This is a genomic window from Saccharopolyspora sp. NPDC003752, assembly GCF_053605825.1.
Genome location: NZ_JBSGJZ010000068.1, coordinates 1 through 22,414, shown reverse-complemented (window position 1 = coordinate 22,414; position 22,414 = coordinate 1). Strand labels below are relative to the sequence as shown.

The following is a 22,414-nucleotide window of genomic DNA, read 5'->3' as shown; positions in this document are numbered from 1 at the left end:
CGGGCCCAGCGTTGTGGTGCGTCGTGCAGAAGGGGTTGTCGGGCCCGGTCCCGCAGATCGTGGGCGTAGCCCGCCACCGTGTGCGGCGCTCGACCCACCGTCGACAGGTGCGCCAGGTACGCATCGACCGGCCCGCTCGGCAAACCGTCTCCGCCGGCCACGGCGTAGGGATGCGTCTTGCGCCCGGCCGACCTGGCAGGAGCCCACATCAGCCATCTCGCAACCCGGAGCGACTCCTTCGGCCAGTACCTCTGAACACCCGGCCCACGAACCGGACCCGAGCGAAACGGCCCGTTCGTCGCCTTGCATGTTCGGGCAATGACCTCTAAGGCGTTCTAGTGCCGGTCATCGGCGTCAAGCCCGTCGGAGGATTGACGATCAGGAACAACGGCACGACCAAGAAGGCGACCGTCGCGGTCAGGAACGCTGCGGCCCCAGTACCGCCCGCGACGCCGGCTGCCACAGCCACGACTGCCGGGACGGCAGGCTGGGCGAGCCCCCACGACGAGCCGTGGAAGGCGAACCAGCGGGGACGCTCATCCGCTGGCGCGATCTCGGCGATCATCGCTTGCCAGCGCCCCAGCAGCACGCTGTTCACCGCCACCCATCCCAGGTAGGCCGCGGTGGTGAGCGCGAGGCCGTCACCGAGCAGCATTGTCAGAGCCAGCGCGCCCAGCAGCACAGTCCCACAGGACAGCGTCGTCTTGTGCGACAAGGCATTCACCGCTGTCCGGGTCAGGCGGACGACCAGCGGAGCCAACAGTGCCGAACCGGCCAGAGCCAGGCCGGGCAGCCAGGGCGGAGCCCCGCGCTGGAGCAGCACGAACGGCATGAACATCAAGATGGCCAAATAGCCGAAAGCGAACGCAGTGCCCGCCAGCGTCAGAGTTAGCAGAAACGTCGAAGGGCGCCAACGAGCAGTCAGGTGCCCCTTCTCCTGCCCTGGCACAGTGATCTGCGCCGTGTCCTTGTCCAGGAACGCCAGAGTGACCGCCGCGGCAGCGGCGCAGGTGGCGCCGTCAACGATCATCAGCCATCGAACCCCCAGCGGGAGCAGCAGTGCGGCCAGCAGCCCTCCGGCGGCGCCAGCCCCCACCAAGGACGTGCCCAGCAGCGCATAAGCGTCTTGACGCTGATCGCCCCCGGTGAGGCGGGCCAGCAATTCCTGGGACGCCGGTTCGTAGACCTCGAAGGCCAACCCGACCAGTGCGGCCGCGACCACGACCTGCACCGGACTCTGCGCTGCAGCCAAGACCAGCAACGCGGCACCGGTCGCGATCAATCCCGACGCGATCACGGTGCGGGGCGCCAGCTTGTCCAGCAACAGGCCCCCGGCCCACCGCGAGATCAACGCTGTCAGTCCGAAGACCGCCAGCGCCAATGCCGCCAGATCGGGACCGGTCAGCACGGCCAGGAACGCCAGCACGTATGCGCCCAACTGGTTGAGGACCCGCACTCCCAGCAACACCTTCACCGGCCGGGGCAACGACCCGAACACCCGCACCTCCACCACGCCCACCCGGTCCGAGTGCCCGAGTGCGCAGCATCATGCCGTGCACCACTGACAGCGCGCCCGGATTCCGGAAGGCGCAGCTCCTCGTTCGTAGGTGGCGCCCCCCGAGAGGCCCGTTCTCGCGGTCCGGCCAGGTGTTAGGGGCGGACGCCGCTGAGTTCGTTCGGGGTGGCGGGCAGGTCGCCGGTGGCGAGGTCGTTCCCCGATGCCAGATCGATCGCGTGGATCTTCTTCTGCGCCGGATCCGTGACGTAGGCCGTGCCGCCGCGGACGAAGATCGCGGGCCGCGGCTGCTGCCACTCCAGCGGCTCCTGCCACGGGTCCAGGACCGGAATCGCCCGCGTGACCTGGGCGGTCGCCGGGTCGATCTGATGGATCCGGCCGTCGGTGCCCAGGACGAGGGCCTCGCCCTGCGGCCCCCTGGCGAGGGAGCGGAAGGTGTAGCTGGTGCCGATGTCGACCAGCCGCAGGCTTCCGTTGGTGGTGTCGATGAGCGAAACCTGCTGGGGGCGCTCCAGTTCGGCGTGCTCGTCCTTCTTGTAGTCGCCCAGCACGACCGGCGACGCGGCGGAGCCGGCCTGGTTGCCGATCCGGCCGTACTCGGTGGGGCTCGCGACCTTCGTGATGGTGCCGCCGCGGTAGATCAGCACACCGTTCTCGCAGCCGATCACGACGGCCTCGCCCTGCGCGGTCGCTTCGCCGTGCACGCCGGGGCAGTCCTCGCTGCGCGCGATCTCCTCGCGCGCGGCGTCGAGCACCGCGATGCCGACCCGCTCCTCCTCGTTTCCGACCGTGACCACGAGCTCGCCGTTGGCCAGCTCGATCGCGACGCCGTGGTGCGGTTCGGGCGTCCGGTACACCTCGGTCGGCGGCATGCCGGAGCCGAGCGCTCCGGGATCGAAGACCGTGACTTCGCCGGTGCCGTCGGAGAAGAGCACGGTCTTGCCGGCGTGCGGCACGACGTGACCGGGCTTGGCGCCCTTGAACTCGACGTCGGTCAGGTTCGCGCCGGCCGCGTCGAGCACGCGGAAACCCGTCGCGGTGGAAACCAGGACGTGGCGGTCGTCGCCGGCCGGGTTGAGGCGGTTGAAGCCTGGCAGCGGCAGGTCCTTGACGACTTCCAAGGTCCTGCCGTCGAGGACGTAGACGCCACCGTCGTAGGTGATGGTGACCGGATCGGCCACCGCGTTCTCCCGGGGCGGTGCCTGCGCGGTGCCGCAGGCGCCCAGCACGGCGGTGAGGGACAACGCCGCGGCCGTCGCGGCGATCTTCTTGCGAGAACCGGTGTTCATCATCATTTTCCATTCCACTTCGGACGGACGGGTCCAGCAGGTGCCCGAGGCTTCGGGCGCGCGGTTCAGCCCCTGCCGAGTCCCCGTGCGATGGACTCGGCGTTGGACCGCATCATTTCCAGGTAGTCGCCGGCACCCCGGCCCGGTCGGCTCAGCGATTCGGAGAACAGCGGCACGACCTCGACGTCCAGTCCGGCCTGGTCGGCGAGGACTCGCGCGAGGCGGTCCGGCTGGGAGGAGTCGGCGAAGATCGCCGGGACGCCGGCCGCGCGAACTGTGTCCGCGAGGGACTGCAGGTCTGACGCGCTGGGCGAGGCGAGCGTTGTTCCGCTGGGAATCACCGCGCCGACGACCTCGAAGTCGTACCGCTGCGCGAGGTACCCGAACACGTGGTGGTTGGTCACCAGCTTGCGGCGTTCGGCCGGGATGCCGGCGAACTGACCGCCCATTTCCGCGTCGAGCCGGTCGACCGCGGCCCGGTACCGCGCCGCGTTGGCGCGCACGGCCTGCGGATCCACGCCCTCGACGTGCGCGATGACCTGCTCGGCGATCACGTCGACCGCCCGGCTCACGCGCTGCGGGTCGGTCCAGAAGTGCGGGTCGAGACGGCCGTCGGTGCCCGCTGCGGTGTAGCGGACAGGATCCACCGCGGAGCCCACGGCCAGGGTCGGGATCCCGGCGGCTTCCGCCGCCTGGACGTTGCGCGCCACGCCCTCTTCCAGGCCCAATCCATTGTGGACGACGAGGCCGGCCTGCTCCAGCTCCGCCGCCTGCTGCGCCGAGATCCCGAAGGAGTGCGGGTCCGCGTCGGGCTTCATCAGCACTGTCACCTCGGCTTGATCGCCGACGATCTGCCGGGTGATGTCGCCGAGGATGTTGGTCGTGACGACCACGCCCGAGCGGTCCGGCTCCCCGGCAGCGCAGCCGGTGAGCGCGAGCAGGAATGCGATCCCCGAGGCGAGGAGGAGGCGGCCGCCCTTTCGTGTTCCGGTGCTCATCGTCCCGTCTCCACCAGGTGAGTGGCCCGGCCGCCGAGTTCGAAGGTGCGAGCGCGGCGGAGGGCGTCGTTGTAGTCGATTTCGTGGATGACGCCCGCGGTCGCGTCGTTGATGTAGGCCCGGCTGGTGTCGATCTCGATCGACGGTGCGGCCCCGCCCGCCGCCGGATCGCTCAGCAGCGGGACGACCGCCGTCTCGTGGCCGGTTTCGCCGTCGAACGCGTGCAGCGCCCCATCCGCGGTGAGGGCCAGAAGGGGGCCGCCGGCGCCGACCGCGTTGGCCGCAAGCACCGGGCCGGTGGGGACGTACGTCCACTTGCGATGCGCGACATCGAGCGACCAGACGCCGGTTTCACCGGCTTTCGCCGCGAGCGTGTCGCTGCCCGGCCTGTGGTCGAACTCCTGCGCGCGCTCGTCTTCCGAGACCGGTCGCGGATACGGGATCTTCTCGCCGCTGAACCTGCCGTCCTTCGAACTGACCAGGAGAGCGCCGTCGGCGCAGCCGAACACGACGCCTCGCCGGGTGACAGCGGCACCGGACGGGCCGGGGCAGGGCTGGTCGATGGTCGTGACTGGCTGCCCGTCCCGGCTCCGGACCTGCACCGCGCCGGCCCGACCGGGCTGCTCGACCGGTACGAGGACGTGGCCGTCGAAGGGCAGCACCGCCGCGCCGCGCGCCACGTCCTCGACCTTGCCCGTCTCGGCGATCGTGCCCGCATCCAGCTCGGCGCGATCCAGCAGGCTGGCCGTGCCGTCGCCGAACGACACCGCGACGACCGCTGGATCGCGATACGCGCGCACCGGCCCGGTTCCGGCGATCGTGCCGACCTCGCGAACGGCGGCGCGGTAGTAATGCACGTGATCGCCGTGGTCGACCATCCAGGAGCCGCTGTCGACGATCCGGACCGACCGGCCCGATGCCAGGTAGGCGAACCGTCCGTCACCGACGACCTCCTCGACGCCGTGCACCTGACCGGCTTCCGCGACATCGCCGGTGATCAGGTCCAGCACGCGCACGGTTCCGGCATCCGCGTCGGCGACCACCAGGCGCGACTGCGCCTCGGCCGCCTCCTCCGCGCCTTCGACGTAGCCGTGCGGTAGCTCTTCGGCCGGCGTCGAAGTGTCCGGCCCGGCGCATCCCGCGAGGACCACCGCGGCGACCGACAATCCCGCGACGGCGGCGGATTTCCTTCTGATGTGGCTCACGATCACCTCTGGATTCCGGCTTCTACTCGCCTGACGTGGTTGAGATCCGCTGCACGCGGTGGCGGATTTCCGCACCGAGCGCGGAGAGGAAGAACAGCGCGACCCCGGCCGCCGAGATCGTCGCTCCGGCCGCGGTGCCCCAATGCCACGAGCCGACCAGCCCGATGACCGTCGTGGCGGTCCCGATCAACGCTGCGACGAGCATGATCGCGGGAATCCTGTCGACCCAGAGGACGGCTGCGGCGGGCGGCGCGATGAGAAGGCTGAACACCAGCAACGTTCCGACGACGTGGAACGACGCGACGATCGCCAGCGTGATCAGGCCGAGCAGGCAGGCGTGCGCCAAACGCGGCCGCAGGCCGAGCGTGTGCGCCTTCCGCGGATCGAAGGCGAGCGCGACGAATGAGCGGTGGCCGAGCACCGACACCGTCGCGGCGACGACCAGCGCCGCCGCGAGGTAGCCGAGGTCTTGCCCGCGCACTGCCAGCACGTCACCGAAGAGGAAGCCGGTCAGGTCGACCGCGAAGGACTGCGAGTGCGAAACGATGATCACGCCCAGCGACAGCATCCCGACGAACAGCAGCCCGATGGCGGTGTCCTGCGACAGCCGCGACGACCTGCCGAGCGCGGTGACGCCGAGCGTCATCGCGCCTGCGCTGAGCGCCGCTCCGAGCAGCAGGTTCCCGCCCAGCAGCGACGCCAGCGCGACACCGGGGAGCATCCCGTGCGACATGGCGTCGCCGAGGAACGCCATGCCGCGCAGGACGACCCAGGTGCCGACCAGCGCGCAGATCAACGAGACGAGCGTCCCGGCCCACAGCGCCCGCGCCACGAACGACACCTCGAACGGGACGAACAGCCAATCCATGAGCACGCATCCTATGATGAAAATGATTATCATTGTAGATCCAGTTCGGTGACGCCGAACACTGTGCGAGGAGTGCTGTGACGATCACCAGCGATCAACCGGAGATCACCGTCCGCGACCTGACGGTCGGCTACACGCGCGAACCGGTGCTGCGCGGTTTCAGCGCCGCGTTCCCGAGCGGGCGGATGACAGCCGTCGTCGGTCCCAACGGCTCCGGGAAGTCGACGCTGCTCGGCGTGCTCGCGGGTGTGCTCAGGCCCGCCGCGGGTTCGGTCGAGCGGGCGGCCGACCGGGAACCCGCGTTCGTCGCGCAACGAAGCGCGGTGTCCGATTCGCTGCCGATCAGCGTCCGCGACGCGGTTTCCATGGGGCGATGGGCGCACCGCGGCCCGTGGCGGCGCCTGACCGCCCGCGACCGGGCCGTCGTCGAGGAATGCCTGGCCGGCCTGGAGCTCCTCCCGGTGGCGGCCCGCCGCCTCGGTTCGTTGTCGGGTGGCCAGCGCCAGCGCGCCCTGCTCGCGCAGGGGCTCGCCCAGGAGTCCGGTCTGCTCCTGCTCGACGAACCGGGTTCCGGGCTGGACGCCGAAGCGCGGCGCCTGATCTCAGCGGCCCTCGAGAACGTCAAAGCGCAAGGGACGACAGTGGTTCAGGTGACCCACGACTTCGCCGAAGCGATGCGTGCGGATCACTGCCTGGTGCTCGACGGCGGAAAGCTGATCGCCGCGGGCGCACCCGGCGCCGTCCTGACCCCGCGGGTGCTCGAAGAGGTCTGGGGCATCCGGTCGCTGGGCTGACCTGTCCATCGAATGCGGTCTCATGGGACGGTTTCCGCTGGTAATGGGAAACATCGACGCCTTCGGCCGCAGTGTCCGATGAGGACGTTGACGCCCGCTGTCACCGGTCCTGTCGTGCGTCCGAGCGGCCGATCGGCAGGGTGGCCGCCACTCCCCGGGCGTGCCGCCCGTCGAGGCGTTCCACGCCGATGCCCCAGCCGCGGGCCAGCCCGGTCAGCACCTGCGCCGTGTGCTCCAGTGCCTGGAGGTTCGCCGCCGCCATGCGCATCGTCGCGCTCACGCGGGGCTCGGTGTCGGTCGTCGACCGGTGTGCCGTCACGGCGATCGTCACCGCCGCGTGCGGCGCGGCCGCGAGCAGCCGGTGCAATGCCTGCGTTGCGACCGCCGGGGAAAGGCCCGACCAGCCTTCGAGTTCGAAGGTCGCCTGCGAGACCGGGCCGGTGCGCCAGAGCCGCCACTGCTCCCGGATGCGGCTGCGGTCGGCCGTGACGTGGGCGAGCGAGGAGATGGTGCCGAGGACCTCGTGCTCGGTGAGTCCTCTGGTGGGCGTGCCGTCGCGGCGGAGCTGGCGCTTCACCCGCCGGACGGCGTTGCCCAGCGCTTGCCGGACTTCCGCGTCCCGATGCACTTCTACCGTGCGCAGCACTTGCAGGGTCAGCCAGACACGTGGTGCGTGCGCCTGGCTGAACCCGGCGTGGTGCACCACCTGCACGGCGAAGGCCGGTGCCTGCTCGCTCAGCGGTGGCAGCATCGTCTCCGGTGGCGGCACCGGTTTCGGGGCGCGGGCGGTCGTTCTCGGTTGCAGCACCGCTGAGATCCCGGAGGCCCGGCTGAGCATCGACACCACGTCGTCGCCGACGTCGTCCACGAGCCACACCGATTCCGGCGAGATCAGGCGCAGCAGCGCGCGCCCTGCCTCGTCCGCGCTCCGCAGATCCCGGTCGCGCTTGCGCAGCAAGTACTTCCACGACAACGCGAGCCACTCGTACAGCCAGCGGTCGCGGGTGCGAACCGCGGTCAGCGCCAGGACGATCGCGGCCGCGAGCACGACCGCGGCGATCGCGGGCCACGGCCGGCCGATGACCAGCACGACCGCGATCAGCACGAGCTGCCAGCACATGATCTGCAGGACGCCGATCCCGCCGAGCAGACGTGCTTGCGCGGACGTCGTTTCCGGCGGCCCGGCGGCAGGGCGAGCAGGTGGCTCGGGTGCCGAGCCGGCGACCGGGTGCGCCGGTTGCCACGCCGGAATCGGTCGCGGTTGCGGGATCGCCGGTGCGTTGACTCGCACGCCGGCTCGGGTCGCGCCTGGATCGGTCACCGTGCTGCCTCCTCGTGCCTTCCCCAGGTCCAGTGTCCGCAGCGAAAATGAGGATTCGGTGACAGCGGGACGCTCTCGCCCGAAGTTGGCGATTATCATCAAATCTTCATCGACCGCTTGTTAATGTCATCGGGTGACTGACGACTCGTCCGGCTCGAAATCCCCGGCCTTGCAGCGGCTTCGCGCCGTTGCGCGCGGCCGCGCGGCGATCGCGCTGCTGGTCGCCGGCTGCGTCGGACTGGTCGGCCTGGCCGTGACCGGACAGGCGTCCGTTCCGCCCGGCCTGCAGTTCGTCCAGGTCGGCCACTGGGTCTACAACAGCGCTTCGCAGTCGGCGTTCCACGTCGACGGGTCGACCGGCCAGGTGGATGCGCGGGCGAGCGTGCCCGGCGCGGAGCTAGGCAGCCAGGTCGTGCAGGGCGAGCGCTCCGGATACGTCGTCGAGCGGTCGCGGATCACGGAGTTCAGCAAGTCGACGCTGAGCGTCGAGAACAGCGTCGCCCCACCCGCCGCCGAGCGGCCGGTCGTGCTGGAGGTCGCGGGCGGCCCGTACCTGGTCTACCGCAACGCGGGCCGGGTAGCGCGCCTCGGCGACCCGACGGCCACCGTCCCGGCGGGCGGCCCGCTGTCCATGCCGGTGGCGACCTCCGACGGAACCGTGTGGCTGCACCGGATCGACACCGGTTCGATCTGCCAGCTGCCGCGGGACGCCACCCGGCTCGCCTGTCCCGCGGAACTGCCCAAGGGGCACGGCGGCGCGCTGGCCGTCGTCGGCGACCGGGTGGTGGTGATCGACACCACGGCGGACACGCTGCACACCATCAGCGGCGACGGGCTCGGCGGATCCGCCGAGATCGGGCTGAAACTGCCGCCCACGGCGCAGGTCGCCAACAGCGCCGTCGACGGGCGGCTCGCCGTCGTCGACCCGGACCGCAAGCAGCTGCACCTGATCGACACCGCCGGGCTGGAGAAGAACGGCCCGACCGCCCGGCCCGTCTCGGTGGACCTGCCCGGGGAAGGCAAGATCGCCGGACCCGTCGCGGCCTCGCACGTCGTCATGGTCGTCGACGAGACCCGGCACGAAGTGCTCACCTACGACAGCAAGGGCCGGCTGAAGAGCTCGAAGAAGCTCCCGGAGAACGGCGAACCGCCGCGACCGGCGCTGGGCGAGGACAACCGGATCTACGTCGACACCTCGGACGGCTCGCGGGTGCTGGTGGTCGACGGCGAGGACGGATCGGCCGCCGAGGTGTCCATCGATGACGCCGCCCGCAACGGGACGGCCGACGAGCCGACCACCGAGGAGCCGCCGGACTCGGAGCCGCTGGTGCCCGGCGTGCTGTCGGATGTCGTCGCGGCCGCGACGCCGCCCGGCGCGCCCCGCAACGTCAAGGCGGTCGCCGGCGACGGCTCGGCCACGGTGAGCTGGAGCGCCGCCGCGAACAACGGCGCGCGGATCACCAGGTACCGGCTGAGCTGGTCGGGCGGGTCGACCACGGTCGACGGGTCGGCGTCGAGCGCCACCGTGAGCGGGCTGACCAACGGCAAGTCCTACGTGATCACCGTGACCGCGGAGAACTCGGCGGGCCGGGGCTCGGGCGCCAGCGCCAAGGCGGTGGTGCCGGGACGCGCGGCCGAAGCGCCGAAGGTCACCGCGAAGGCGGGCGCCGACGGACGGGTCTCGGTGACGTGGACCGAGCCAGACCTTCACGGCGCGAACCTGGTGCACTACCTGGTGAGCGCGTCCGGCAAGGGCGAGCGCGAGATTTCCGGCCAGAGCACGGAATTCCAGGGGATCACGGGCACCACCACCATCACCGTCCGCGCGGTCACCAGATTCGGCCCGGCCGGTTCTCCCGTGCTCAAGGGGAATCCCGGCAAGCAGAGCGTCACCGTGCCGTCGGGCCCGCCCACCGTGGAGATCACCCGCGTGCGGGGCGAGAACGGCAGGCTGATCGTGAGCGTCAACGCCGACGCCAAGGGCTCGTCGGGGACCTGCGAGGCGCGCTTCATCGACTTCCTGTCGGCTTCCGCGTCCTGCGACGGGCCTTCCGAGATCGTCTTCAACAACGTCGCCTGGTTCGGCAGCATCAAGATCACGGTCAACATGACGACCCCTGCGGGCCAGGCCACGGACAGCTGGACGGGAACGCCGGGATAACCGGGCGGATCCGGGTCTGGATCGGGCCGGCGCCGCCGGCGGGTTTGCGTCGAGGAAAGGGCGAGGAACTGCTGTGACACCCACCCCCAAGGTCGCCTACGACCTCATCGCCGAGAACGTGCAGGTGGTGATGCGCGGCAAGGAGGACGTCGTCCGGCTCGCGGTGGCCGCCCTGTTCGCCGAGGGGCATCTGCTGATCGAGGACGTGCCCGGGGTCGGGAAGACGACCATGGCGCGGTGCATCGCGGCCAGCATCGGCGGCGGGTGGAGCCGCATCCAGTTCACCCCCGACCTGCTGCCCGGCGACATCACCGGCGTGATGGTGTACCACCAGAACGCCGAGCGGTTCCAGTTCCACCCCGGCGCGATTTTCGCCAACGTGGTGCTGGCGGACGAGATCAACCGGGGCACGCCGAAGACCCAGGCCGCGCTGCTGGAGGTGATGGCCGAACGCCGGGTGACCGTCGACTCGGTCAGCCAGGACGTGCCCCGGCCGTTCCTCGTCGTGGCCACGCAGAACCCGATCGAGATGGAGGGCACCTACCGGTTGCCCGAGGCGCAGCTGGACCGGTTCCTGATGCGCCTGTCCGTCGGCTACCCGGAGCACGACGCCGAGGTGCGCGTGGTGATGGGCGACTGCGCCGGGGTGAGCCCGGACGAGCTGCAGCCGGTGATCGACATCAGCGGCGTGCAGCAGGTGATCGCCGAGGTGCGGAAGTCGCGCCTGGCTCCCGAGGTCATCTCCTACGCGGTGCGGCTGGCCGCGGCGAGCCGGATCCATCCGGCGGTCCGCTACGGTGCCAGCCCGCGCGGCAGCATCGCCCTGATCCGGGCGGCCCAGGCGCTCGCCGCCACCCACGGCCGCGACTTCGTGACGCCGGACGACGTGAAGGACGTGGCGGTCCCGGTGCTCGCCCACCGCCTCGTGCTCACCCCCGACGCGGAGCTGAGCCAGCGGCAGGCGAGCGACGTGGTGGCGGAGCTGCTGGCGGACACCGCCGTGCCGACGGACCCGGCGAGGAGGTAGGGGTGCGGCTCACCCGCCGCGGCATCCTCGTTCTCCTCGGGGCCGCACTCTGTTTCGCCTTCGGCGAGGTGGCCGGGTACCCGTTGTTCCGGGCTCTGGCAGGGGTCGCGGTCGGCGCGGTGCTGGCCGCCGTGGCCACCACCTTCGTCCAGCCGAAGGTGGAGGTCATCCGCTCAGTCACGCCGGACCGGGTCGAGCGGGGCAAGCCCGCGCTGGCGTCGCTGGTGGTCCGCAACGGCACTACCCGCCGGCACGGCGGCTTCGCCGCGGCCGACCGGGTCGGCACCGAGGCGAACGAGGTGCAGGTCCGCCCGCTCGCGCCCGGCGCGGAGGCCACCTACCACTACGAGCTGCTCACCACGGCGCGCGGCCGGCTCCAGGTCGGCCCGCTCGTGCTCAGCCGGTTCGATCCCTTCGGCCTCGCCCACGGCGACCGGACCGCGGGCGGCACCGCGCACCTGTGGGCGCACCCGCGCCGGCACCAGGTCCGTCCCGCGCGGGCCGGGTACCCGCGGCACCACCACGACGGGCCGATCACCGATCCGCCGCTGCGCGGTTCGGCGGACCTGCGCGCCGTCCGGCCGTACGTGATCGGCGACGAAGTGCGCTTCCTGCACTGGAAAGCGACGGCCCGGACCGGTCAGCTCATGGTGCGCGAGTACGCCGACCCGGCGCAGCTGCGGTTCACGGCGGTGCTCGACACCCGGCCCGCCGCGATGAGCCCGGCCGTTTTCGAGGAAGCCGTCGAGGTGGCGGCCTCGTTGCTCTACGCCTCGGCGTCGGCCGGACAGCACTGCCGGCTGATCACCTCCCACGGCATCGACACGCCGGTCGGCAGCGGCCTGCGAGCGGCCAGGTCGCTGCTGGACGAGTTGTGCCTGGTCGGTCAGGACGCGGCGGCGGATGCGCCGCTGGTGCCGGCCGCGCTCGCCGCGACGCGTCCCGGCGGCATCCTGGCCGTGATCACCGGGCCGGACGCCGATGCGGCCGCGCACCGCTGGCGGCCGGACGTGCTGGTCCGGCTCGGCGCCCGGCAGTCGTCGGCGGGCAACGGGCTGATCGCCGCGTCGGACGCGGCCGACGCCGCGGCGAAGTGGAACGCGTTGCAGGCGGGTCCGGCATGACCGCGCGCAGCCGGCTGGCGGTCGCCGGATTGCTCTGCGCCGCAGCGGTTTCCGGGTTCTTGTTCGCGCCGGTCTTCGGCTTGGCGCCGCTGGTCGTCCCGGTGCTCGTCGTGGTGCTGGTCGGCTACGGCTGCGTCGAACTGGCCGCGCGGTGGCCGGAACTCGCGCCGTGGCGCCCGGTTCTGGTGCTGCTGGGCGCTCTTCTCGGGCTGATCGAGTCGGTCCTGTTCCCGACCACCGTGGTGGGCCTGCCCACCGGGGAGACGCTGCGGGTGCTGGAACGCGGGTTGACCGAGGGCTGGCTGCTCACCCTGCAGTCGACCTGGCCCGCCAGGCCGGATGCCGAACAGCTGCTGTTCGTCCCGCTGGCGGTGCTGCTCGCCGTCGCGCTCGGCCTGGAGTTGTTGCTGCGCCTGCGAAAGCCGATGGTGGCGTTGCTGCCGGGCCTGGCCGTGGTCGCGCTCGCCCAGGCGTACCAGGCGCTGACCGGGCTCGCGGCGCTGCTCGCCGCGATCGCCTACGCGGTCCCGGCCGGAGTGGTGCTCTGGGCGGAACGCCCCGGGCGTCCGGCCGCCCGCCCTCGCGGTGGGCTCCAACCGGTGCCCCGGTCGTCCAAGACGCGGATTCTGCTCGTGGTGCCGACGATCGTGGGCGTGGTCGCCGGTTCCGTCCTCATCGGTGGCTTCGATCCGGCTGGCGGCGATCCGTACCGCCTGGCGGACGGCCGCCTGGCGCCGTTGCGGCAGAACCGGCTCAGCAATCCGCTCGACCAGATCGCGGCGCGGCTGGGCGACCGCGAGCGGGAGGTGTTCCGCTACCGCAGCGATGCGCCGGTCGATCGGTGGCGCCTGGTGGTGCTGGACGGCTTCGACGGAACCAACTGGTCGACCGGCGCGCAGCTGCGCCGGATGGGAACCGGCCTCGACGGGGTGCCGGGCGGCACCACGGGCGCGGCCGACCTGCGGGTGCGGGGCGGGCTCGGGCCCTGGTTGCCGAGCCAGCCGGTTCCGGTGGGCGTGACCGGGCTCGCGCCGCTGGTGGACCAGTCCTCGGGCGCGCTGCTGGTGGATCCGCCGGTGCCCGCCGGGCAGGAGGTGTCCTACCGGCTGAGCTGGTCGGCGCCCCAGGTCGACGCGGCGCGGCTCGGCGTCGCCCCGGTGGATCCGCACGCGGCGGGTGGGCTCGGCGGACTCGGCGTGGTGCCACCGGAAATCGGGCGGCTGGCCAGGGATTCGGTGCGCGGGCTGCGCCCGACGTTCCAGGCGGCCCTGCAGCTCGACCGGTTCCTCAGCGAGAACTACCAGGTCGCGGTGGGCGAAGACCTGCCGACCGGGCACGGCTGGCCGCAGCTGCGGCACTTCCTCGTCGAGAGCAAGCGCGGGACGAGCGAGCAGTTCGCCGCCGCGTACGTGCTCCTGGCGAGGCTGAACGGTATCCCGGCCCGCCTGGTCGTCGGGTTCCGCGGCTCGAACAAGACCGAGGGCGACTTCAAGGTGGTGTGCAACGGCGACGTGCTGGCGTGGCCGGAGGTGGCGGTCGAGGGAGTCGGCTGGGTGCCGCTGGACCCGACCGCGACCGCGACCCAGTCCGGCCGGGAGCGGTCCGGCCTGGCGATGGCGGCCGCGCAGGCCCGGCAGCAGCTACCGCCGGAGAACCAACTGCGCACGCCCCAGCTCCCGCCGGGGCAGAAGGACGACGCGGGCGAACAGGAATCCGGCGCCGCCCCGATGCTGTGGGCAGTGGTGGTTCCGGTTGCCGGGGCCCTGCTCCTGGTCGCCTGCTGGCTGGTCGGAGTGCCGCTGGCGAAGTCCGTGCGGGCCCGCCGCAGGAGGCGCCTGGCCGGCGCCGATGGCGTGATGGGTGCATGGGCGGAGGCCCGCGACCGGATCCGAGCCCACGGCGTGCCGTACCGGGTCGGGATGACACCGCGAGATCTGGCGGAGTCGGCGGGTTCGATGATCGGGGAGCGAACGGCGGAGCCGGTGGTAAGGCTGGCGAAGGTGCTGGACATGGCGCTGTGGTCGGGAGTCCCGGTGGCGGACGGCCAACCCCGACGAGCCTGGGAAGAGGTCCGAGAGGTCCGGCGAGCACTAGCGGCCCGCCCACTGCCCACCAGACTGAGAGCGGCACTGGAACTACGCACACTGCTCCCCACCGGCCGCCAGCAAGACCGACCCTGAGGGATGGGCCGAGAGGTCATCTCGACTTCCGATGGCTCGCGGCTGCACGCTGCGCTGCGGCGGCGTGCAGCCGCGCCCGCGCTTTCTGGTCCAGGTCGCGGATGTCGTCCCAGCTGCGATCGACCGGGATAGAGGCGACCCGTTGGTGGCTCTCGTGAACTGGTCCGGTATCACCGCGCAGGACGTCGATAGCGGAGTCCCCACGTCCCCAGCGGAAGGTGAAGCCGCCCAGGTACAGCCATTGACACGGGAGCTTTGCCATTCGCTAACTCGCAGACGGTGACAACGGGCGGATCAGAACCGGCCGGGCCAGCTTCTCCGGCAAGAGGCACTCATGAGCCGGTTCCTGGATGCAGAACGGTGCTTGCGGGTGTGTTGGCGCTGGAAGCGTCAGAATCGCCCGAAGCGTCCACAGTGGCGGGGCGTGGTACTGGTAAGCCACGGCCTGCGGATTGAAGACCCCGGTGCTGTCCGGCGTGGGCACGCGGTACGCGGTGGCCTGGTCCTGGCTGCGGAGGATGAAGACGTCGGCGCAGTCCTGCGGGTGCTGGAACATCGAGGCCATGAGCTGAGGAGCGTTCTCCGGACCCCAGCGAATCAGGGTCCAACCCCGCAAGCGCAACTCGGTGAGCAGCTCCTTCAGCTCAAGCGACAACGGTTCGCTCATCGCAACCCCCAAGGCACGGGCCACTTCCGCAGGTCCACCCGCTTCCGGATGGCTTCCCGCTCGCGCCTCTTCCTTCGCCGCTCTACCGCCGCCCGAGTTCGCTGCAGCGATCGACCCCACCAAGTCACAATTACCTCACTTGTCTATGTCGTCACAGACGTCTCATACAACTAGGCGGAAGGTAGCGCTTGCTGCGCCGTTCGGGCAAGGTGGGACACTCGTTCGGGAGGACTCAGACGTCTAGTGCGAGGTGTTTCAATGTCCGCCGCAGCGAAGTATCAAGAGATCGCGGCGACGCTGCGCAGTCAGATCGACCGGGGTGAGTTGTCGGTCGGCGATCAGTTGCCGACCGAGCAGGCTCTGCAAGACCGGTTCGACGCATCACGCACAACGGTCCGCCAGGCTCTCAAAGAACTTCGAGACGCCGGTCTGGTTCAGATGCGCCACGGTGTAGGCGTGTTCGTCGCACCGCCGAAGGTGGTCCGGCGGTTGGATTCCCGCGAACGTCTGTCGAAGGCCCGGCGGGAAGCGAACAAGGCTGCTTTCCTGGCGGAAGCGGCAGCACAGGGATTCGCCCCGTCATCCTCGGTCCGGGTGTGGTTCGAGCCTGCTCAGGATTACGCGGAACTCCTTGGTGTTGAAGAGGGTTCCGAGCTTTGCGTGCGCGACCGGGTGATGAGCGCGGACGATCAGCCGGTGATGCTGGCTGTTTCGCGGCTGCCTCGTGAGATCACCAGGGGCACCGCCCTGGAAGAGGTGGAGACCGGGTCGGGCGGTGTGTTCGCCAGGCTGGAGGAACAGGGCTACGAGATCACCGGGCACGAGGAGATCGTGAGCGCCCGGATGCCGGACGCGAACGAACGGAAGTTGCTCGGCCTCGGCAGCTGTCCCGTGCTGACGGTTCGCCGCCGGACATGGAGCGGAGACCGGGTGGTCGAGGTGAACGACATGGTGATGTCCGGCGAGTCGTACGAACTGCGCTACGCGTGGGATGCCACCTGACGCCATCCTGATGGAGCGGACAGCAATGGCCGCACCCAGCGGAAAAACGCCCCGAGCGCCGGTCACCGCGTACGAGCTGCGGGAGGCCCTGCCTCGGGCTGATCGAGACTGGTCGGCGGCCGATCACGGTAGATATCGTGGTGGAGTCGAACTCGGCCCGTTGGGAGACGACATGCTGCGTCGCCGGGACATCACGCACCCCCGCACCATGAAGGCTGACCGACCGACACTCACCGAGCTGGCCCGTTCGATCGACAGCGGCGACCCCGGAGTGTTGGCGACCGCGCCGTCCAGCCGCGCCGTCGACTTCTTCCTCGCGTCGAAGCTGGGTGAGTCGGGGGCGAACCACCTGCGGGAGTGGGTCCGCAACCGGGAAGACGTCGACGCTGCGCGCGAACGCGCTCGCGGTGCTTTCGAAGATGTCGATGCGCGAGGACATCGAGCTCATCGTGGATTGCTTGGAGACGGACGAGAAGGTCCGGTTCCTGTCCTTGGCATCCGAGGTGTCCAAGCTGATGCAACACGATTGGGCGACGTCCAAGGCGGTTGCGAAAGACCCGACCACCGCCCCGAATCCCCGGAAGCTGGCAAAGGCCCTGACGAAGGAAACCCTCCTGGACTCCGACGCCGAGTCCCGCTGGTGCGGGGCATACCTGCTCCGGGGACTCGTCCCTGTGCTGGGCAGATAGGGCCTGCCCAGCACAGTCAAGCGTCTCACCGGCGGAAAGTTACCCGGCTTGTGAGGTTGTGGGCGAGTGGTCACCTGGTGGGACGCTCGCTCGGGAGGACTCAGACGTCTAGCGCGAGGTGTTCCTGCAGGTACCGAGCCGTGAGTGTTTTGGGGCGCTCAGACACCCCAAAACACTCACGGCTCCGTGACCAGCGGAAACACCGACCCGTGAAAGTCCAGGCGGCACAAAGTACGCACGGCCCGGATAGTCGGGGGCGAACCCTTCAGAGGTTGCAGCGGGTGCCTCGGATTGGGATCGGGTCGCTGGTGTAGATGTGCTTTCCGTCCGTGGCCCTCACTTGGAAGCAGTACCTCCGGGTCGGGTCCACCGGTACCACCTTGGTGCGGTCCCGGTTGGCGACCAGGACCATCGTGTCGATCCGCTCGCCCGCCACCACCACCGCGAAGTCGAGGTCGCCGTCGGCTCGCCAGGTCAGCTGGACCTGGTCGCCCCGGTCCTCCGGCGGGGCCACTTCGAGGTTCACGTCCGGCTTGGGGTCGGCCGGCTGCTGCGGCGGGGGAGCGGCGACCGCGGTGGCCGCGGATTCGGCCTGCGTCGCCGGTTCGCCCGACCCGGCGAACAAGGGCACGGCAGTCAGGCCCAGGACGACCACGCCGGCGCCGATCAGGATGCCGGTGCGGCGTCGGTTGTGCGGGCGCTTGCCGGGTTTCGACTCGCCGCCGAAGGTGTGGACGAGGGTGCGGCCGGGTGGCACCGGTTCGGCCACCTGCGGAGCGTGCACCGATGGGGCGTGTCCGGCGGACACCGGCGGAGCATGCCCGGCGGGTGGGGCGTGGCCGGCGGCAGGCGGGTTGTGCTGCGCGACCTCGGCGAAGTCGTCGAACTCGGCGGCGGGTTCGTCTTGCTCGTCGTCGGCCTCGCCGGAGTCGTTGCCGGGTTCGATCGCGCCGCTGCCCGTCGCTCGCTGGATCCTGGCGAACAACGTCATCAGCATCGCGGCGTCCTGCGGTCGGTCCGCCGGGTCCTTGGCCAGCAGGCGACCGACCACATCGGACAGTTCGGCCGGCACTCCGGAGGCCCGGATCGGCGGCACCGGTTCCCGCAGCACCTGGAGGATCCGCTCGCCGGGCTGCTGCCCGGTGCGGTGCGGGAACGGCGGCGCGCCCGTCAGCGCGGTGTGCAGGATCGCGCCCAGCCCGTACAGGTCGGATGCCGCGGAAATGGTGTCCTCGCGCAGCGTTTCGGGGGCCGTGCAGGCCACCGCGTGCATCGGGTCGCGCGGAAACCGGCGGCGCAGCGCCAATCCGAAGTCGGCGAGGACGAACTCGCCGGACCGGCGGTACAGCACGTTGTGCGGCGTCACGCCGCCGTGCAGGATGCCCGCCCGGTGCGCCGCGGCGAGCGCGGTGGCGATCGCCGACCCGATGGCGAGCACGTCGCGCAGCGACAGCGCGACGCCGGAGTCGAACAACCCGGCCACCGAGCCCCGGCACAGCTCCATCCGCACGCCGGAGCGCCCGTCGCGGTGCTTGATCACGGCGTCGACGGGCAGGATCGGCCGGACCTCCCGCAGTGCGTCGAGCGCCTTGCGCTCGCGGTCCAGCCACGCCGTGGTGTCGGCGTCGAAACCTTCGGCGAACATCTTGATCGCGACCGCGCGGCCGTCATCGACCAGCCGGCCCGCGTAGACCTTGGCGGTCGGACCTTCGGCGAGCAGCCTCAGGTCGCCCACCGCGCCGCTGCTCTCGATGCTCATGCGCCCATTCTCCAGGAGTGCGGCCGGTCTGCGGCGAAAGTCGCGCAGCGCGGCAGGTTCCTGCCTTCGCCACCCGCGATCGCCCGCCGCGGTCGAAGCTTTCGACCATGCAGACTACCGGCCTGGTCAGAGTGACCATCGCCGCTCCACGGCGGCGAATCGACATGGCGTTGCCAGAGCACGCGGCCGTCGCCGAACTCCTCCCCGGCCTGCTGGCGCGCGCGGGCGAAGGCCTGGCCGACGACGGCGTCACCGGCGGCGGCTGGCAGCTGCGCAGGGTCGACGGGACGGCGTTCGACCTGGACCGGACGCTGGGCTCGCACCGGGTGCGGGACGGGGAGGTGCTGCACCTGGCGCCGCGCCGGATCAGCTGGCCGGAGCTGGAGTACGACGACCTGGTGGACGCGATCGCCACCGGCTCCGGCCACACCGGCCGGGCGTGGGGGCCGCGGCACACCCGGTTGGCGGGACTGGCGGCCGGTGCGGCGGCGGTGCTGCTCGGCCTGATCGCGGTGTTGCGCGCAGGCCCGCCGTGGACATCGCCCGCACTGTGGGCATTGGGAACGGCGGTGCTGCTGTTCGCGGCGGGCGTGGTGCTGGCCCGCGCGGCCGGTGATGCCGACGCCGGGGCGGTACTTGCGGGGGTCGCGCTGCCGTTCGCCTTCGCTGGTGGGGGATTGCTGCTGGCCGGGCGGAATCCGGTGACCGAGCTGTCGGCGGGCCACCTGATGCTCGCCGGTGCGTCGCTGCTGCTGGCGGGCCTGGTGGGCTACCTCGGGGTGACCGCGGCCCAAGCGCTGTTCGCGGGTGCGGTCACCGTCGGCCTGCTCGGAGTGCTCGCCGGCTGGCTGGGCACGATCGACGGGTTGGCGGGCTACCAGATCGCGGCCGTGGTCGGCGGCGGGCTGCTGGCACTGTCCACAGTGTTCGCTCCGCTGGCGTTACGGCTCGGCAGGGTGCCGATGCCGGTGCTGCCGCGATCGACGGCGGATCTGGTGCGCGACGATCCGCCGCCGCCCCTCGAACTCGTCCACGCCGCGGTGGCCAGGGCTGACGGCTTGCTCACCGGAATGCTGACCGGGGCGTCGGTCGTGGCGATGTGCTGCCTGGTGGCGTTGGCCGGCAGCGCCGATGCGAGCTCGGTGGTGATGGCCGCGGTGCTCGCCGTCGGATTCCTGCTGCGCGCACGGCTTTACCCGATCCTGCGGCAACGGGTGCCGTTGCTGGTCACCGGGATGTTCGGCGCTGGCTGCCTGGTGGTCGGCCCGGGCGTGACGGCGGCGGGGCTGGTGTTCGCTGGGCCGTTGCTGCTGGTCGTGGCCGCCGCGGTGATCGCGGCCGGCATCCTGCTCAGCACTCGCGCCGCGAACCCCTACCTGGGCCGGTTCGCCGAGTACTCCGAGATCCTGGTGATGGTCGCCATCGTCCCGGTGGCGTGCGCCGTGCTCGGACTCTACGGCTACGTCCGCGGACTGGGGGGCTGAGCGCATGGCGTCGAAGCGAGATCAGCTGCAGGCGTACCAGTTCCTCGTCCAGCGGGCGATTTCCGCCCTGGTCACCAGGGAAACCGATCCGGAGCAGCCGCCTTTCCGCAGGCCGACGGGCGCGGTGCTCGCGAGCATCGCGCTGGCCATCGTGTCGCTGGCCTGCGTCGGCGTGTACGGGATGATCGTGCCGGGCGGCAACAACGCCTGGCGCAAGGACGCCGCGGTGATCGTGGAGAAGGAGACCGGCACCCGGTACGTCTACCTGAACGACCGGCTGTACCCGGTCGCCAACTACGCGTCCGCGCTGCTGCTCCTCGGCGATCACCGCGCCACGCAGCAGGTTTCCCGGAATTCCCTCGCCGACGTGCCTCGCGGGCCCCGCATCGGCATCCCGGGCGCGCCCGACGCGCTGCCGGGCCCGGACCGGCTGCTGACCGGCTCCTGGTCGCTGTGCTCGGCACCGGCCAGCGACGTGGCGGGCAGCAGGATCGAGGAATCGGTGCTGCTGGCCGGTGCCGAACCGGGCGGTGGCGCCGGGCTGGGCGACCAGGCGCTGCTGGTCGAGCTCGCGCCGACGGGGGAGCGCTACCTGATCTGGCGCGGCCGGCGGCACCAGATCAACGCCTACGACGCGGTCGTCGGCACCGGTCTCGCGCTGACGTCCGAGCCGTGGGCGCGGGTCGGGCAGGCCTGGCTGGACGTGCTACCCGAGGGCGCCCCGATCGAGCCGCTCGCGCTGGCGCAGGCCGGTGAGCCGTCCGCGGCGGTGCCGGGGCGAAGCGACATCCGGGTCGGGATGCTGCTCGTGGTGCAGACCTCGGGCGGCGGGCAGCAGTACTACCTGGCGGAGCGGGACGCGCTGCGCCCGATCACCCAGCTGCAGCACGACATCCAGCTCGCGGACGCGCAGACGATGCTCGCCGCCTATCCCGGTGGGGAGCCGAAGGCGGTGCAGCTGGCGCCGTCGCTGGCGGCCACGGCACGGCGGCTCGACCCGGCCGTGGCAGTCGCGGGTTCGGCGCCCGCCACGCGCCCGTCGGTCGCTCGGCTGCGGGACCGGGAAGCCACGGTGTGCGCCACCTTCGGCCAGGGCGGGTCGGTGCCTCTGCTGGTGGTCGATCCGGTGCTGCCGCCGGCCGATCCGATGACGGCGACCACGCGCCGGAGCGCGCACGGGACGCCGCTGGCCGACCGGGTGCACGTGCCGCCGGGATGGGCCGCGGTGGTCGAGGCGATGCCGTCGGAGCAGGCCCCGGCGGGCACGCTGACCGTGGTCACGGACATGGGGCGCCGCTACCCGGTGGCGGCACCGGAGGTGCTGAGGATGCTCGGCTACGCCTCGGCCCGCCCGGTGCGGCTGCCCGCGGGCCTGGTGGCCCGCCTACCGGAAGGCCCCGCGCTGGACCCCAATGCCGCCATGCGCCAAGCCCCGGCCGGATGACACCTGGGACGGGCACTGCGCCGGTCAGCGGGAACGCCGACCGGCGCAGTGCCGATCGCCAGGGCTGCGGACGTAAGCCCTTCGGGTTGCGGTGGAAGTGCGGTACGGGCCGTGTCTTTGGAGCGGCGAAGCCGCTTGTGGCCGCATGGTGCGTGGTGGCGTTTTCGCGCGAAACCGGCGTAGAACGCGATCCCGGCTTCGGCGACAAGCGCTGGAGGATCGCGGTAGCGGCGTTCACAGTGCCGGCGGCATGGCTTGGCGCCGTCCGCGAGGAGACGCGATGCGTAGCTGCGTTCTCGCTGAACAACCAGCTGCTGGGGCCGCCGCTAGGGGCGCTGACGTTCGCCGTGGGAAGCGCTATGCCGCTCGGCTTCCACGCGCTGACTTTCGCGCTGGGAGCTCTGATCGTCGCCCGCATCGGGCACCTCGCAGTCACCGGCGGCGCACCACGCTCGCACCGAGGTCACCTAGGTCACCTAGGTCACCGAAGGACTGGCGTAGCGGTGGCGCCACGCCGGGATGCGCACCCTGACGGCGTGCATTCTGATGATCAAACTGACCGGGGTGGGGGCGTTCTCCATCTGGGCCCTGTACGCGCGCGAGCACCCCGGTCTGCCCGCCACCGGCTTCCGCCTCCCGGGTTCTACCGCAATTTCAATGGAAATCGGACCTTCGATTTCCATTGAAATTGCGGTAGTTGTCCACAGGCGTCGGCGTGTCGTGGTGTGACACGCCGATGATCCGCAAGTTCCATTGAAGCCTTTTTCATCGTGGTCTGCGGCGTCAGGCCGGGTCCCGAGTGTGCAGGGGTCGTGAGTGCCCATGGTCGTCATAGCGGCCATAGCCACTCACGACCCGACGTCCCGCGGTCGTGAGTGGCTATGGT

At 71.1% G+C, this 22,414-nt stretch carries 17 protein-coding genes; 9 read left to right on the top strand and 8 right to left on the bottom strand.

Going from position 1 to position 22,414, the window contains the following annotated elements; translation table 11 throughout:
• Positions 1-325: 325 nt before the first annotated feature.
• The 5 genes from ACWEV3_RS42130 to aztB form a co-directional block, all read right to left on the bottom strand.
• Positions 326-1,519 (bottom strand): MFS transporter, encoded by a 1,194-nt coding sequence (locus ACWEV3_RS42130; RefSeq protein ID WP_452619277.1) that lies wholly within the window; start codon positions 1,517-1,519, stop codon positions 326-328.
• Positions 1,520-1,650: 131 nt separating this feature from the next.
• Complete coding sequence (gene aztD, locus ACWEV3_RS42125) at positions 1,651-2,805, bottom strand: zinc metallochaperone AztD (RefSeq protein WP_452619276.1); 1,155 nt, start codon at positions 2,803-2,805, stop codon at positions 1,651-1,653.
• A 65-nt stretch (positions 2,806-2,870) separates the two neighbouring features.
• Complete coding sequence (gene aztC / locus ACWEV3_RS42120) at positions 2,871-3,803, bottom strand: zinc ABC transporter substrate-binding protein AztC (RefSeq protein WP_452619275.1); 933 nt, start codon at positions 3,801-3,803, stop codon at positions 2,871-2,873.
• Positions 3,800-5,008 carry a hypothetical protein gene (locus ACWEV3_RS42115; protein WP_452619274.1) on the bottom strand — a complete coding sequence of 403 codons (1,209 nt, stop codon included), beginning with the start codon at positions 5,006-5,008 and terminating at the stop codon, positions 3,800-3,802. Before ACWEV3_RS42115 ends, aztC begins: the two co-directional genes overlap by 4 nt.
• Positions 5,009-5,030: 22 nt before the next feature.
• Complete coding sequence (gene aztB, locus ACWEV3_RS42110) at positions 5,031-5,876, bottom strand: zinc ABC transporter permease AztB (RefSeq protein WP_452619285.1); 846 nt, start codon at positions 5,874-5,876, stop codon at positions 5,031-5,033.
• 77 nt (positions 5,877-5,953) lie between these two features.
• On the opposite strand from aztB, the gene aztA reads away from it, so the two are divergent.
• Complete coding sequence (aztA, locus tag ACWEV3_RS42105) at positions 5,954-6,670, top strand: zinc ABC transporter ATP-binding protein AztA (RefSeq protein WP_452619273.1); 717 nt, start codon at positions 5,954-5,956, stop codon at positions 6,668-6,670.
• Positions 6,671-6,770: 100 nt separating this feature from the next.
• Here the strand turns inward: aztA and ACWEV3_RS42100 are convergent, their stop codons facing one another.
• Positions 6,771-7,991: a type VII secretion protein EccE gene (locus ACWEV3_RS42100; RefSeq protein ID WP_452619272.1), complete on the bottom strand. Its 1,221-nt coding sequence runs from the start codon at positions 7,989-7,991 to the stop codon at positions 6,771-6,773.
• A 133-nt stretch (positions 7,992-8,124) separates the two neighbouring features.
• On the opposite strand from ACWEV3_RS42100, the gene ACWEV3_RS42095 reads away from it, so the two are divergent.
• The 4 genes from ACWEV3_RS42095 (at position 8,125) to ACWEV3_RS42080 (ending at position 14,483) form a co-directional block, all read left to right on the top strand.
• The gene (locus ACWEV3_RS42095) at positions 8,125-10,152 is read left to right on the top strand and encodes a fibronectin type III domain-containing protein (protein WP_452619271.1); all 2,028 of its coding nucleotides are present in this window, start codon (positions 8,125-8,127) and stop codon (positions 10,150-10,152) included.
• A gap of 73 nt (positions 10,153-10,225) precedes the next feature.
• Entirely contained in the window at positions 10,226-11,179 is a 954-nt protein-coding gene (locus ACWEV3_RS42090) for an AAA family ATPase (RefSeq protein WP_452619270.1), read from the top strand.
• Between the two features lie 2 nt (positions 11,180-11,181).
• Positions 11,182-12,303, top strand: a complete 1,122-nt coding sequence (locus ACWEV3_RS42085; protein WP_452619269.1) for a DUF58 domain-containing protein — start codon at positions 11,182-11,184, stop codon at positions 12,301-12,303.
• Positions 12,300-14,483, top strand: a complete 2,184-nt coding sequence (locus tag ACWEV3_RS42080) for a transglutaminase family protein (protein WP_452619268.1) — start codon at positions 12,300-12,302, stop codon at positions 14,481-14,483. The genes ACWEV3_RS42085 and ACWEV3_RS42080 overlap by 4 nt, the downstream gene beginning before the upstream one ends.
• Positions 14,484-14,748: 265 nt before the next feature.
• Here the strand turns inward: ACWEV3_RS42080 and ACWEV3_RS42075 are convergent, their stop codons facing one another.
• A complete protein-coding gene (locus ACWEV3_RS42075) occupies positions 14,749-15,150 on the bottom strand; it encodes a hypothetical protein (RefSeq protein WP_452619267.1) in 402 nt (133 codons plus the stop codon).
• A 258-nt stretch (positions 15,151-15,408) separates the two neighbouring features.
• On the opposite strand from ACWEV3_RS42075, the gene ACWEV3_RS42070 reads away from it, so the two are divergent.
• Positions 15,409-16,152, top strand: a complete 744-nt coding sequence (locus tag ACWEV3_RS42070; RefSeq protein WP_452619266.1) for a GntR family transcriptional regulator — start codon at positions 15,409-15,411, stop codon at positions 16,150-16,152.
• A gap of 419 nt (positions 16,153-16,571) precedes the next feature.
• On the top strand, positions 16,572-16,841 hold the full coding sequence (locus ACWEV3_RS42065) for a hypothetical protein (RefSeq protein ID WP_452619265.1): 270 nt from the start codon (positions 16,572-16,574) through the stop codon (positions 16,839-16,841).
• A 265-nt stretch (positions 16,842-17,106) separates the two neighbouring features.
• Here the strand turns inward: ACWEV3_RS42065 and ACWEV3_RS42060 are convergent, their stop codons facing one another.
• The gene (locus ACWEV3_RS42060; RefSeq protein WP_452619264.1) at positions 17,107-18,600 is read right to left on the bottom strand and encodes a serine/threonine protein kinase; all 1,494 of its coding nucleotides are present in this window, start codon (positions 18,598-18,600) and stop codon (positions 17,107-17,109) included.
• 107 nt (positions 18,601-18,707) lie between these two features.
• Between ACWEV3_RS42060 and eccD the strand changes: the two genes are divergently transcribed.
• Both eccD and eccB read left to right on the top strand, forming a co-directional pair.
• Positions 18,708-20,084: a type VII secretion integral membrane protein EccD gene (eccD, locus tag ACWEV3_RS42055; RefSeq protein WP_452619263.1), complete on the top strand. Its 1,377-nt coding sequence runs from the start codon at positions 18,708-18,710 to the stop codon at positions 20,082-20,084.
• 4 nt (positions 20,085-20,088) lie between these two features.
• Positions 20,089-21,528: a type VII secretion protein EccB gene (gene eccB, locus ACWEV3_RS42050; RefSeq protein ID WP_452619262.1), complete on the top strand. Its 1,440-nt coding sequence runs from the start codon at positions 20,089-20,091 to the stop codon at positions 21,526-21,528.
• The last annotated feature ends 886 nt before the right edge of the window (positions 21,529-22,414 follow it).

Bases quoted from the DNA above. Each gene is read 5' to 3' on its own strand.
- eccD (WP_452619263.1), top strand. From the start codon at position 18,708: ATGCAGACTACCGGCCTGGTCAGAGTGACCATCGCCGCTCCACGGCGG.
- aztC (WP_452619275.1), bottom strand. From the start codon at position 3,803: ATGAGCACCGGAACACGAAAGGGCGGCCGCCTCCTCCTCGCCTCGGGG.
- aztD (WP_452619276.1), bottom strand. From the start codon at position 2,805: ATGAACACCGGTTCTCGCAAGAAGATCGCCGCGACGGCCGCGGCGTTG.
- ACWEV3_RS42070 (WP_452619266.1), top strand. From the start codon at position 15,409: ATGTCCGCCGCAGCGAAGTATCAAGAGATCGCGGCGACGCTGCGCAGT.
- eccB (WP_452619262.1), top strand. From the start codon at position 20,089: ATGGCGTCGAAGCGAGATCAGCTGCAGGCGTACCAGTTCCTCGTCCAG.
- ACWEV3_RS42075 (WP_452619267.1), bottom strand. From the start codon at position 15,150: ATGAGCGAACCGTTGTCGCTTGAGCTGAAGGAGCTGCTCACCGAGTTG.
- aztB (WP_452619285.1), bottom strand. From the start codon at position 5,876: ATGGATTGGCTGTTCGTCCCGTTCGAGGTGTCGTTCGTGGCGCGGGCG.
- ACWEV3_RS42080 (WP_452619268.1), top strand. From the start codon at position 12,300: ATGACCGCGCGCAGCCGGCTGGCGGTCGCCGGATTGCTCTGCGCCGCA.
- ACWEV3_RS42060 (WP_452619264.1), bottom strand. From the start codon at position 18,600: ATGAGCATCGAGAGCAGCGGCGCGGTGGGCGACCTGAGGCTGCTCGCC.
- ACWEV3_RS42065 (WP_452619265.1), top strand. From the start codon at position 16,572: ATGTCGATGCGCGAGGACATCGAGCTCATCGTGGATTGCTTGGAGACG.